The sequence below is a fragment of the Lacinutrix algicola genome (assembly GCF_001418085.1).
GTDB classification, from domain to species: Bacteria; Bacteroidota; Bacteroidia; order Flavobacteriales; family Flavobacteriaceae; genus Lacinutrix; species Lacinutrix algicola.
This window is the reverse complement of the sequence record NZ_LIQH01000022.1, coordinates 33,723-46,184: the sequence shown is the minus strand read 5'-3', so window position 1 is coordinate 46,184 and position 12,462 is coordinate 33,723. Positions and strand designations below refer to the sequence as shown.

The window sequence follows — 12,462 nt, the reverse complement described above, 5'->3', positions numbered from 1 at the left end:
ATCAAGATTAGAAATGAAAATTGTGCTGAATAAAAACAAAATCTTGATTCAGCACAATAAAACTTCTGCATAGTATCAATCTATTTCAATAGGACATCCAACAGCATCAACCTCTACTCCTTCTGGTGTATGTGCACACTCATCAATAACATTTACAACACCATCTCCATCATCATCATTTCTTTCAACAATATTATTGTCGTCGTCACCAAGACTACATGAACTCAATGCCAAAAACATAGTAAAAACCATAATAGATAAATAAAACTTCTTTGTCTTCATTTTTGTAAAATTTTATATTGGCGCATGAATTATTTCATTGCGCATATTTTTTCACAAAGATGTGTTGGTTTTAAATATCAGAAGGTCTTCCCTTTAAGTAAAATAAATAAACATGTACGTGCTTACAAGTAGCTACTAAAGAACCATTGATTTCACTGAGTTTTATAAAAAAACAAACTTACAATACATGTAGTATGTATTTACAAGGAAAGCTAATTATATATAAAAACCGAGTTAAGAATTGAAAAAATCTGTTGGTGTTTTTCCTGTTTGTAGTTTAAAATACTTGTTGAATGTTGACTTTGTATTAAAACCACAATCATAAGCTAAAGAAATTTTTGTATACTTTTTATTTTCTTCAATGGATGCCAATTTAATGAACTCTTTTATTCGAAGACCATTAATATAATTATGAAAATTTTTGCCTTCAATTTCATTAATGACTTGCGATAAATAATTAGGGTGTATATTTAAAATTTTGGCTAATTCTACTAAAGTGAGTTCTGGATTTTTATAATATGCCTTTTTAGCCATCACATCTTTGAGAGCCGCATAAATCTCCGAAACACTCTCTTTAGTTAAACCTGACTTAGCATACTTCTCTTTTGGAACACTTTTTTTAGAAATTTCATTACTATTTACTTTTTTATTTTCTACAAGTTGTTCTTTATTTAATGTTTCTATCTCACCTCTATTAGAGGAAAAAATATTCAATTGATTAATTCCGAAAAAACCTATAAATAAAACTAAGAATGCTATTGCTGTATAAGTGACATTTGTTTCAAAAAAGAGAGCTAACATAAATATAATACCATTACCAATCGATAAGATTTTTAACCACTGTAACTTCTTTTTTTCCGTATTTGAAAATATATCTTCTATGTTTTTTTGGTGTCTATTTATAACTATTAAAGACCAAATAGAATAAGCTAAACCAGAAATCACAACTATTAATCCTTCTATAAACACAAACCATTCAAAACCTTCTCCATTATTTTGATAAACAAGTATTTTCTGTTCGTTAGTTAATTGAAAAAAAGGTATTGTTAGTACTAACAAAATAATAGAAGGTAGAAAATGTAAAAACACACTACATTTCTTTTTAATAGTGTTTCCCGTAATTTCTATAACATAGAGATATAACAATACTCCGTGTAAAACAGGTAATACTAGCTCTATCCCAAGCCAATTAGGGTGTTCAAAAAAATATCCAGAAACATAAAAATATCTAAATATTTGAAGTACAGAAATTAAAATGAGCCAGATAAAAAGAATTTTATCTGCACGTGTTTTTTTAGCTTTTACTAATAAAAGAAGCGAAAGGAAAATAGCTATAAAAATTCCAATGATAAAAAACATGTAGTTGGTTATTTCTAAAAAGGTAAAGTAACAAAATAATTTTTATACTTAATTTATTTATTCGATTTAAGACAAGTTAAAACATTAAGTATTAAAGATGAAACTACTACTAATTAAGCATATTGACGCTAGTAATTAGGAGAAGGTTTCATAAGTAATGAAAATGGGCTTGCTTTAGTTCCTGTTTTATATGTTAGGATGTTATTTAAAAAAATGAAGTTAAATTAGTTTAGAATGGAAAAACAGAAAACACTTTATATTTTGCATCAAGGACAGACTTAAAATATAAAAAAGAGTCAAACGTATTAAATAACATTTTCACAACAAAAATAAAAAACTTAACTCAATGAAAACTTATTAATTACTCAAAAATTACGCGACCATCAAACTGTTCTTGAATATCTAAAACTGGAGGTGTAGTTACAGAGATAACATCTCCTGTACTAACCAAACTAGCCTTTAATCTTTGTTGCGGATTTACAATAATATCGTTAGATCCACGATGATAAATAGTAACATTGTCGGCAATTAAGTTTCGTCCTTCAAAACGACCATCGCCAGAGGCATGATTAACGCGTAAGTTAGTTGTCGATCCAGAAATATAAGCTGTAGTTGTATTATTGATTACTACAAATATATTTATTGCATTTACTTCAATGTTAAAAATACCGTTGTTGTAAAAATCTCCAGAATCGTCTTCGCTCAATAAATTTAAATCTGGATAATTTAAAACACCATTACTACGCACTGTAAATTGACTACTGTTCCTTATCTCTGTTAAATTAGGAGCACTAACATATACTTTAGTTAAACCGTAATCTCTAGTAAGGTTACAGCCATTATTGTCATTTATTAGCAATCTACCGTTTTCTACAGTTACTGCTATTTCGTCTATTAGGTTTTCTCCTGTTTCTATTTTAACACTTTGAGTTAAAGCATCTGTTACAATCAATTCAATATTTTTAAAAGCAGTAATTTTTGTAAATGGTGCTACAGTAATTTCCTTTTCTATTATATCTCCTGAGTTTTTAAAGCAGTCTGGTGCATTATCGTTATCGCAACTTGCAAAAAGTAATACTATAAATATGTATGCTATCTTTTTCATTCTATAATCTTATTCCAATTCCTATTTCTACAGCTTCTGCTTTTGCTCCGTGCGACTTTAAAGTTAAAGCTCCATAAATTTTGTCTCCAAAATAACGCTTCAATCCTACTCTATTATACACGCGACCTTCAAAATCAAACGGATAATAAACATAGTAACCCAATTGTGTTATAAGTGACGTTTTACTAATAAACAGTTCGTGACCAACAAAGACTCCAACACGTTTATAATCTTCATCTCCACTTACATTATCTTCTGGAAAAGCAACAGCTTTATACTGAATATGCTTCTTTAAAAAGTTAGAAAAAAATACATCTGTACCTACTTGAATGGCGCTTTTTCTGTTCAAACGTTTATCGGCATAAGCAGATACAACGTAGAAAGCATATTGACCTGTATTTATAACATCGCTTTCGTTCACACCTGTTCTAAGAGCAAAATTATATTTTACTTTTTCTTTAAAATATTTCTCTTCTGTAGAAGGAATATATTCTGTTGGTTTTTCGTTATCAAAAATATAATTAGCTCCAATATTAAAAGCAATACTATTAATAGAACTGTTTGGTGCTTTTACATTTGCATTAGAATAATGGATTAAAGAAAAACCTGCTTGAAGACCTATGCCTTTTAATATATTTTCTTTTTTATAGTTTAACATTAAGTAAGTAGAACTTAGTAAATGTGTACCAAAGGCATTGTTTCTAAAATTCTCAACCTTATCATAAGGCGTATCATTATAAGCTAAACCTTGCCCAATACGAAACATTACATTTCTATTAAAAAAGTAAAAATTATAGTGTGCATAGACTCCTATATTTTCATTTATATACTCATTATTAAATTTTTGATATATAAGTGATGCTCCATAATCTGGGTAGTTAAATCTGCTTTCCCAAGCCTTTTTCCCAAATGTTTTTTGGTTATAACTTAATATAACACCAGACGGATGTCCGGTTATTAAATGGGAAATATCAGTATTATGCTCTGCAATATTTCCATAGAAATAATTGGCATCTATTGTAAATGGATTTTTGTCTGCTTGAGCAGAAATACTAATAGAAAAAAATAATATATAAGCGTATAATATATACCTCATCAAGTAAATTTGTTAGACGGCAAAAGTAAACTAAATATTATTTATTGAAGTGCTTAATCAAATAAAGCAGAAGATAAGTAACGATCACCTCTATCGCAGATAATAGCAACTACAATTCCTGTGTCTATAGTCTCTATTAATTTTAGTGCGGTAGCTACAGAGCCTCCACTACTCATCCCTGCAAAGACACCTTCTTCTCTTGCTAAACGCTTAGTCATAGCTGTTGCCTGCTCTTGACTTACTTCTATTACTTGATCTACTTTTGAAGGATTAAAAATACTTGGAACATAGTCTGGCGACCATTTTCTAATACCAGGAATTCTTGAACCATCCATTGGTTGTGCTCCAATAATTTGAATGTTTTTATTCTGTTCTTTTAAAAAAGTAGAGGTTCCCATTATGGTTCCTGTTGTGCCCATTGCAGAAACAAAATGAGTGACTTCACCATTTGTATCTCTCCAAATTTCTGGACCTGTAGTTTTATAATGTGCTTTCCAGTTATCGTCGTTCTCGAACTGATTTAATAAAAGATATCCTTTTTCATCTCTCATTTTAAAAGCAACATCTCTTGAGCCTTCAATACCTCTTTCTGCACTTGTTAATATTACTTCTGCTCCGTAAGCTCGCATTGTTTTTATGCGTTCTACGGTAGAATTTTCTGGCATAACTAAAGATATCTTTATACCAAATAAACTTGCTACATAAGCTAAAGCAATACCAGTATTACCACTTGTGGCTTCAACTATATGACCTCCTTTTTCTATGTCACCTCGTTTTACAGCTTCAGCAATCATATTATAAGCTGGTCTATCCTTAACGCTTCCGCCAGGATTATTACCTTCTAATTTTAGATAAAGTTTTACGTTTGGTTTAGAAACTAAATTTGAAGCTTCCACTAGAGGCGTATTTCCTATTTGCTTTAAAATGCTCATACTTTATCTTTGTGTTATTTTAATATCTGACTTATAAGTTACAATTGAGTTTTCGGGAATTGATTTTGTAATCCAAACATTTGCACCAATAATGCTATTTTTACCGATTACAACATCTCCTCCTAAAACAGTAGCATTCGCATATATTGTAACATGATCATTAATTGTAGGATGCCTTTTAGTGTTTGCTAATGCTTTTTCTACTGTAATACCTCCTAAAGTTACACCTTGATAAATAACAACATGATTATGTATTAATGCAGTCTCACCAATAACAACTCCAGTAGCATGGTCTATAAAAAACGAATGCCCAATGGTTGCTCCAGGATGAATATCTGTACCTGTTACTCCATGTGCATATTCTGAAATCATTCTAGGTAAAACAGGAATATCTAATTGCCATAAAATATGACTTATACGATACATAGCAATAGCGTAAAAACCAGGATATGCCAGGTATACTTCTCTAACACTTTTTGCTGCCGGATCGTTATTATATGCTGCTTCTGCATCTAATTGCAACTTAGGTTTTAGAGCCTTAATTTCGACTACAAATTGCTCCCATTTTGTATTACAAACACCACAATCTAAAGCTTTAGACACATAAAAAAAGGACTCCTTAATATTTTTAAGGAGTTCTTCTTGTTTCTCTGAAGATTCTAATGCGCAATAAAATAATTCTTTTGCAAGTTCTTCAACTTTTTCTTTAAACCTAAATGGTATTTGCAATGTCTCTTGCATACTATTTGTTATTTAATCCTTTTAGCGACTGCTATTTATTAATAATTAGTGCAATTGCTAAAGTTACTTAATAACACTCTATACAATAGCCTTTACAACTGCTTTTGGTGATTCTTTTCTTGTACCATCAAACCCATCTATACCACTTACTGTTGTATATTTTAAAACAAATTTCTTGCCTGGATTTAATATTTTATATGCAGATTGACACATTAATGTTGCTTCATGAAAACCACAAAGAATTAATTTTAATTTCCCTTCATATGTATTAACATCACCAATAGCAAAGATACCATCTATATTAGTTTGGTAATCTACAGTATTCACTTTTATTGCATTTTTTTCGATCTCTAATCCCCAATCTCCTATTGGGCCTAGTTTTGGCGACAATCCAAATAACGGGATAAAATAATCTGCTTCTAATTCTATTACCTCACCTCCTTTAGATAATGTAACACCTTCAATATGGTTTTCGCCTTTTAAGCCAATAACCTCTGCAGGTGTGATTAAGTTTATTTTATTTAAAAGCTTTAATTCTTGTACTTTCTCTACAGAATCTAAAGCACCTCTAAACTCATTTCTTCTATGTACTAAAGTAACTTCTGAAGCGATATCTGCAAGAAAAATAGACCAGTCTAAAGCAGAATCTCCACCTCCAGCAATCACTACTTTTTTATCTCTGTAAACCTCAGGATCTTTTATAAAGTAATTAACACCTTTATCTTCGTACTTTTCAATACCTTCTAACTTAGGTTTTCTAGGCTCAAAACTACCTAAACCGCCTGCAATAGCAACAATTGGCGCATGATGTTTTGTTCCTTTATTAGTAGTTACAATAAAACTACCATCCTCTTGTTTCTCTATAGTTTCTGCACGTTCACCTAAAGTAAATCCTGGTTGAAACTGCTTGCCTTGTTCTAATAGATTACCTGTTAAATCTCCTGCTAATATTTCTGGAAATCCAGGAATATCATAAATAGGCTTTTTTGGATATAATTCGGAACATTGACCTCCAGGTTGTGGTAATGCATCAATTAAATGGCACTTTAATTTTAACAATCCTGCTTCAAACACAGTAAATAAACCTGTTGGTCCTGCTCCTATTATTAATATATCTGTTTTAATCATACTATTTTATTTTTTTCTACTAAGCCTTTAGTAAATTCATTTAATGTTTCAACTTTTTGTTCAAAATCTCCTTTTATAGTTTTTCTATAAACATTAAGATTCTTTACTAAATCGTCTATATTTTCTGGTATTACATCTTCAAAAAACTGACGTAAACGTTTTGCTGTAGTTGGTGATTTTCCATTTGTAGAAATGGCTACTTTTACATTGCCTTTGGTTACAATACCTCCCATATAAAAATCGCAATATGGCGGATTATCGGCAACATTAACCAATTTGCTTTGTGCTCTACAATCGTTATAAACTTGCACATTTACTTCTGGAATATCTGTAGTTGCTACAACCATATGCTTTCCTTCAAGGTAACTTTCTTTATAAGTATCCTTAATTCTTGTTACGCATCCTGTATTTGCCATATTAATTGTCGCTTCTCTAAACATTGGAGAAACCATGGTTACATGTGCATCAGGGCTCGATTTTAATAAAAATGTTAGTTTTTCTTCGGCAACATTACCTCCACCCACAATAAGTACTTGGAGATTTTTCACCTTTAAAAAAATGGGATACAAATTATTCCTTTCCATAAATTTTAAGCTGAAACTAGTTGTGAAAATTGAGGTGCTAAATTCGATTTCTCATACATTGATGCTAAATCTACACGCTGATTGACTACTTCTCCAATAATGATAATTGCTGGAGTAGATAATTGTTTTTCTTCTACAATAGCTTCAATAGAGCTAATAGTACCAATACCAACTTTCTCGTTTTCTCGTGTCCCATTTTGAATCACTGCGACTGCTGTATTTTGTTTTCCTTCCGAAGAAAAAATCTTTACAATTTCAGCCAGTTTTCCCATGCCCATTAAAATAACAACCGTAGCTGTAGATTTTGCCGCTAATGCCATATCACTCGAAATTTCATGTGATTTTGTTGTACCTGTAATTACCCAAAAACTTTCGGCTGCATTGCGCTTTGTTAAAGGAATACCTTGATAAGCTGGTACTGCTGCAGACGATGATATACCTGGAACTACAGCAACCTCGATTGCATATTCTTTAGCATATTCCAACTCTTCTGCGCCACGACCAAAAATAAACGGATCTCCACCTTTTAATCTAACAACATGACCACAGCGTAAGGCACGCTCAATAATTAACTGATTTATTTGACTTTGCTGATAAGCATAACAACCTTTACGTTTGCCAACAAAAATAAGCTCTGCACTCTCGGAAGCATAACCTAACAAAGCATCATTTACTAAGGCATCATACAAAATAACATCGGCAGATTGTATTGCTTTTATAGCCTTTAATGTAATTAAATCTGGATCTCCTGGTCCTGCGCCAACTACTGTTAATTTTGGATTTATCATACGTGCATTATTTAATATTATTAATCTACAACTACTGCTTTCTCTCTAAAACCTCTTACTTTTTCTAGAAACTGCTCTGCATTTTCGATGTAACGAGATGCAAACTCTTCAGTTGGAGGAAATACTTTTATTTGGTACACTAAGTCTGAAAACGAAACGCCTAAGTCTATTTTTTTAGTGTCGATAAACAACTCATCAAACTGATTAATAATACCTGCTTGTGTGTTTGCTTTTATATCTTCGGAAATTAAGATCGCTTTCGCGGAATTAACCATCGAGCGATACGCCTCGTAGATTGCACCAGAATATACTTTGTTGCCAAAAGATTCTTTTGCTTCTTCAATTTTCTCATCACTTTCAAGAAAAAGTGTTGCAATTAAATCAATAACAACACCGGCACATTCTCCAACACCAATGGCTTTAACATAGGCTTCTTCGGTTCCCCAATCAATAAAATCTTCTTGCGTTAGGTTATCAACATTAGATAAATCGGTTAATAAGCTGTAAAAATATTTCTCACCTTTTTCTTTATAGTATTCTGAAAACACTAAATCACCTCCATTTGTCTCGTAGTCGTTAAGAATACGACGTAATGCTTCTGGACCTCTTCTACTTGGTACTTTTACTACTTTATCTGCAAAATAGGCTTTACCGTTTCCTAAATTACCACCTCCTAAAAGCACTTGCAATGCAGGTGCAACCAATTTATCTTTTGTACGAATAGACATGCCTTGAAAACCAATATTTGCCATATTGTGTTGTCCGCAAGCATTCATACAACCACTAATTTTAATTACTAAATCTTCGTTAGATAAATACTGTGGGTATTCTGCTTTTATAACACGTTCTAATTCTTCGGCAATTCCTGTACTACTTGCAATACCTAGATTACAAGTATCTGTTCCTGGACATGCTGTAATATCTACTGCTTTATTATAACCTACTTCTGCAAAGCCTAATTTTTCTAATTCGGTGTAGAAAAAAGCTAACAAATCTTCTTTTACAAATGGTATTAAAATATTTTGTCTTAGAGATAAACGGATTTCTCCTGCTGCATATTTCTCTACCAAATCTGCTAACAAACGCGCTTTATCTGTATAGAAATCTCCAAGTAATACTTTTATTCCTATTGCAAAATAACCGTCTTGTTTTTGGGAAATAACATTAGTTGCTTTCCATAAATTAAAAGCAGCTTCGTCTTTTATTTTAACCTTTGGAGCTACAATAGAAACTGGAGTTGAAGCCGTATAATTTGATTCGTCTATAGTAACTGTTTTAAATTCGATTGCGTTTTGCTCTTCCTCAACCAACGCTTTAAAAGCTTCTAAACCAATGTCTTTTAATAAGAATTTCAATCTCGCTTTAGCACGACTTTTACGTTCGCCATAACGATCGAAAACTCTTAAAACACCTTCCATTAAAGGAATAATTTTATCTGAAGCTAAAAATGAATAAAATTCATCTGCATGTCTTGGCTGTGAACCTAAACCACCACCTAACATAATTTTAAAACCCTTTACACCATTTTCAATTTTAGCTATAAAACCTAAATCGTGCATGTATGATAATCCTGTATCCTCATCTGTTCCAGAAAAAGACACTTTAAACTTTCTACCCATTTCTTGACAGATTGGGTTACGTAAAAAGAATTTAAAAACAGCATCTGCGTATGGAGAGACATCAAAAGGCTCATTAACATCTATTCCTGCTGTTTCACTTGCTGTTACGTTTCTTACAGCATTTCCACAGGCTTCTCTAATAGTAACATCATCACGCTCTAACTCGGCCCATAATTCTGGTGTACGGTTTAAATCGACATAATGAATTTGAATGTCTTGACGTGTAGTAATGTGCAATCTGCTTCTAGAATATTCATCTGAAACCTCAGCAATACGGCGCAATTGATTACCCAATACTTTTCCGTAAGGTAATTTTATACGAATCATTTGTACTCCTTCTTGACGCTGACCGTAAACACCTCGTGCTAAACGTAAGCTTCTAAACTTTTCTTCATCTATTTTTCCGTTGTTAAAAAGCGCAATCTTATTGGCTAATTCTACAATATCCTTTTCTACTATAGGGTTTTCTATTTCTGTTCTAAAGCTCTGCATTACTTATTATATAATTCCTATAGATTTAATAGGATAAATTAAAATACTTTTCTCAAATTGATAAATAGTTGGTTTGTTATTACTTACTGTATAAAGCCTGCGCCTACAGTATTATTAGATTTTGAATCTATAATTATAAACGATCCATTAGTTCTATGCGCTTTAAAAGCATCGTAAAAAATAGGTTTGTTTAATTTAAAAGACACTGTTGCGATATCATTTATTGCTAAAGTTTCTACAGTATCATCTACACCAGAATAATCTGGATTAATTTTATGGTGAATACGTTCTACTTTTGCCATAACTTTATTAACGCCATGCTGCACAACATACTTATTACCTGTTTTTAGGTTTTGAGAATCCATCCAAGAGATTGTAGCTGTAAACTGCTTGTCTACAACAGGCAAGTCGTTTGCTCTAACAATCATGTCACCACGACTTATGTTTACATCGTCTTCTAAAGTGATTAATACAGACGAACGACGCGAAGCTGTTTGTACTTTTTTATCGTAAAAATGAATCTCTTTTATTTTAGACTTTGTTTGCGATGGCAAAATTACAACGTCGTCTCCAACACTTAACTCACCTCCATAAACTTTACCTGCGTAACCTCTAAAATCGTGAAACTCGTCAGTTTTTGGACGAATAACATATTGCACTGGAAACCTTGGTATTCCCGCATTAAAGATATCTTGATTATCGAGACCTTCTAAATTTTCTAATAATGTTTCACCATTATACCATGGTGTTTTTTCAGATTTATTAACAACATTATCACCTTTTAAAGCACTTACTGGAATAAATGTTATTTTCTGATCTTGGTAATCTCGCTTACTCATTAAAGCTTCAAAATCGGCTTTAATTTCGTTATATCTTTCTTCCGAAAAATCAACCAAATCCATCTTATTTATTGCAACAATTACTGTTTTAATTCGCAGTAAATTATTGATAAAAAAATGACGATTAGTTTGCTCAATCACACCTTTTCTAGCATCGATTAATACAATTGCCACTTGAGATGTTGATGCTCCAGTAACCATGTTTCTAGTATATTCTACATGCCCAGGAGTATCTGCAATAATGTAACTTTTATTTGCCGTAGAAAAGTAAATATGTGCTACATCTATTGTAATTCCTTGCTCACGTTCTGCAACTAAACCATCTGTTGCTAAAGAAAAATCAAGATAATCGTAACCTAATTGCTTACTCTTATTTTCTATGGCTTCTAATTTATCTGATGTTAATGACTTTGTATCGTAAAGTAATCTTCCAATTAAAGTACTCTTTCCATCATCTACACTTCCTGCTGTTGCTATTTTTAAAACTTCCATTTTTATCTTAACCTTCCTAAAAGAAAGGAGTTCCTTTTTTAATTCTTAATTTAAAATTGCTTCATTAAATTTCCGTCTACGCGGAAATAAAAACGGATTAAAAATATCCTTGCTGCTTACGTTTCTCCATTGCTGCTTCCGAACGCTTATCGTCAATTCTAGCGCCTCTTTCTGATATTGAAGAGTCTCGAATTTCTTGAACAACACTAACAATATCTGATGCTTCAGATAATACTGCTGCTGTACAACTCATATCTCCAACGGTTCTAAAACGTACAATTCTTTCTACAACTTCTTCCTCTTCATCTCTATAAACTACGGCATCGTCTGCAGACCAGATTAATCCATCTCTTAAAAAAGTAGCTCTAGTATGCGCAAAGTAAATAGATGGAATCTCTATTTCTTCTTTTTGAATATAAGACCAAACATCTAATTCTGTCCAATTAGAAATTGGAAACACACGTACATTTTGTCCTAATTCTATATTACCATTTAACATATCGAATAACTCTGGTCGTTGGTTTCTTTCGTCCCATTGTCCGAAATCATCTCTTACAGAAAAGATACGTTCTTTTGCTCTTGCTTTTTCTTCGTCACGTCTTGCGCCACCAATACAAGCATCAAATTTAAACTCTTCAATAGCATCTAAAAGCGTTGTAGTTTGTAGTTGATTCCTACTCGCATATCTTCCAGATTCTTCTTTAACCTTACCATCGTCTATAGAGTCTTGAACGTTTCTAACAATAAGTTCTAAACCTAATTCTTTTACTAAACGGTCTCTAAATTCTATGGTTTCAGGAAAATTATGACCTGTATCGATATGCATTAATGGAAACGGAATCTTAGCGGGATAGAATGCTTTTTGTGCCAAGCGCACTAACGTAATGGAGTCTTTTCCTCCCGAAAACAAAAGCACTGGCTTTTCGAATTGAGCAGCGACTTCTCGCATTATATATATGGCTTCGTTTTCTAACGGATTTATGTTTGATGTATCTTTCATTTCTA

The 12,462-nt window shown here is 32.1% G+C and carries 12 protein-coding genes; all 12 read right to left on the bottom strand.

Features of this window, described 5'->3' with window-relative positions; genetic code table 11:
- Positions 1-75 precede the first annotated feature (75 nt).
- The 12 genes from ASC41_RS16765 to cysD all read right to left on the bottom strand — a co-directional run bounded on the left by ASC41_RS16765 (position 76) and on the right by cysD (position 12,457).
- The gene (locus ASC41_RS16765; protein ID WP_152971402.1) at positions 76-282 is read right to left on the bottom strand and encodes a hypothetical protein; all 207 of its coding nucleotides are present in this window, start codon (positions 280-282) and stop codon (positions 76-78) included.
- Between the two features lie 234 nt (positions 283-516).
- The gene (locus ASC41_RS02730; protein ID WP_055435116.1) at positions 517-1,641 is read right to left on the bottom strand and encodes a helix-turn-helix domain-containing protein; all 1,125 of its coding nucleotides are present in this window, start codon (positions 1,639-1,641) and stop codon (positions 517-519) included.
- A gap of 361 nt (positions 1,642-2,002) precedes the next feature.
- A complete protein-coding gene (locus ASC41_RS02725; RefSeq protein WP_055435115.1) occupies positions 2,003-2,746 on the bottom strand; it encodes a head GIN domain-containing protein in 744 nt (247 codons plus the stop codon).
- A 1-nt stretch (position 2,747) separates the two neighbouring features.
- Positions 2,748-3,842, bottom strand: coding sequence for an acyloxyacyl hydrolase (locus ASC41_RS02720; RefSeq protein WP_055435114.1), 1,095 nt, complete (start codon positions 3,840-3,842; stop codon positions 2,748-2,750).
- A 53-nt stretch (positions 3,843-3,895) separates the two neighbouring features.
- Entirely contained in the window at positions 3,896-4,774 is an 879-nt protein-coding gene (gene cysM, locus ASC41_RS02715) for a cysteine synthase CysM (RefSeq protein ID WP_055435113.1), read from the bottom strand.
- A gap of 3 nt (positions 4,775-4,777) precedes the next feature.
- Positions 4,778-5,515, bottom strand: coding sequence for a serine O-acetyltransferase EpsC (gene epsC, locus ASC41_RS02710; RefSeq protein ID WP_055435112.1), 738 nt, complete (start codon positions 5,513-5,515; stop codon positions 4,778-4,780).
- A gap of 78 nt (positions 5,516-5,593) precedes the next feature.
- Complete coding sequence (locus ASC41_RS02705; RefSeq protein WP_055435111.1) at positions 5,594-6,643, bottom strand: NAD(P)/FAD-dependent oxidoreductase; 1,050 nt, start codon at positions 6,641-6,643, stop codon at positions 5,594-5,596.
- Entirely contained in the window at positions 6,640-7,227 is a 588-nt protein-coding gene (locus tag ASC41_RS02700) for a precorrin-2 dehydrogenase/sirohydrochlorin ferrochelatase family protein (protein WP_055435110.1), read from the bottom strand. The genes ASC41_RS02705 and ASC41_RS02700 overlap by 4 nt, the downstream gene beginning before the upstream one ends.
- Before the next feature lie 5 nt (positions 7,228-7,232).
- Positions 7,233-8,015 carry a uroporphyrinogen-III C-methyltransferase gene (gene cobA, locus ASC41_RS02695; protein WP_055435109.1) on the bottom strand — a complete coding sequence of 261 codons (783 nt, stop codon included), beginning with the start codon at positions 8,013-8,015 and terminating at the stop codon, positions 7,233-7,235.
- 20 nt (positions 8,016-8,035) lie between these two features.
- Complete coding sequence (locus ASC41_RS02690; protein ID WP_055435108.1) at positions 8,036-10,126, bottom strand: HEPN domain-containing protein; 2,091 nt, start codon at positions 10,124-10,126, stop codon at positions 8,036-8,038.
- A gap of 83 nt (positions 10,127-10,209) precedes the next feature.
- Entirely contained in the window at positions 10,210-11,457 is a 1,248-nt protein-coding gene (locus tag ASC41_RS02685) for a sulfate adenylyltransferase subunit 1 (protein WP_055435107.1), read from the bottom strand.
- A 97-nt stretch (positions 11,458-11,554) separates the two neighbouring features.
- Complete coding sequence (cysD, locus tag ASC41_RS02680; protein WP_055435157.1) at positions 11,555-12,457, bottom strand: sulfate adenylyltransferase subunit CysD; 903 nt, start codon at positions 12,455-12,457, stop codon at positions 11,555-11,557.
- Positions 12,458-12,462 lie beyond the last annotated feature (5 nt).

Bases quoted from the DNA above. Each gene is read 5' to 3' on its own strand.
- ASC41_RS02690 (WP_055435108.1), bottom strand. From the start codon at position 10,126: ATGCAGAGCTTTAGAACAGAAATAGAAAACCCTATAGTAGAAAAGGAT.
- cysD (WP_055435157.1), bottom strand. From the start codon at position 12,457: ATGAAAGATACATCAAACATAAATCCGTTAGAAAACGAAGCCATATAT.
- ASC41_RS02730 (WP_055435116.1), bottom strand. From the start codon at position 1,641: ATGTTTTTTATCATTGGAATTTTTATAGCTATTTTCCTTTCGCTTCTT.
- ASC41_RS02700 (WP_055435110.1), bottom strand. From the start codon at position 7,227: ATGGAAAGGAATAATTTGTATCCCATTTTTTTAAAGGTGAAAAATCTC.
- ASC41_RS02720 (WP_055435114.1), bottom strand. From the start codon at position 3,842: ATGAGGTATATATTATACGCTTATATATTATTTTTTTCTATTAGTATT.
- cobA (WP_055435109.1), bottom strand. From the start codon at position 8,015: ATGATAAATCCAAAATTAACAGTAGTTGGCGCAGGACCAGGAGATCCA.
- ASC41_RS02725 (WP_055435115.1), bottom strand. From the start codon at position 2,746: ATGAAAAAGATAGCATACATATTTATAGTATTACTTTTTGCAAGTTGC.
- ASC41_RS02685 (WP_055435107.1), bottom strand. From the start codon at position 11,457: ATGGAAGTTTTAAAAATAGCAACAGCAGGAAGTGTAGATGATGGAAAG.
- ASC41_RS16765 (WP_152971402.1), bottom strand. From the start codon at position 282: ATGAAGACAAAGAAGTTTTATTTATCTATTATGGTTTTTACTATGTTT.
- cysM (WP_055435113.1), bottom strand. From the start codon at position 4,774: ATGAGCATTTTAAAGCAAATAGGAAATACGCCTCTAGTGGAAGCTTCA.
- ASC41_RS02705 (WP_055435111.1), bottom strand. From the start codon at position 6,643: ATGATTAAAACAGATATATTAATAATAGGAGCAGGACCAACAGGTTTA.
- epsC (WP_055435112.1), bottom strand. From the start codon at position 5,515: ATGCAAGAGACATTGCAAATACCATTTAGGTTTAAAGAAAAAGTTGAA.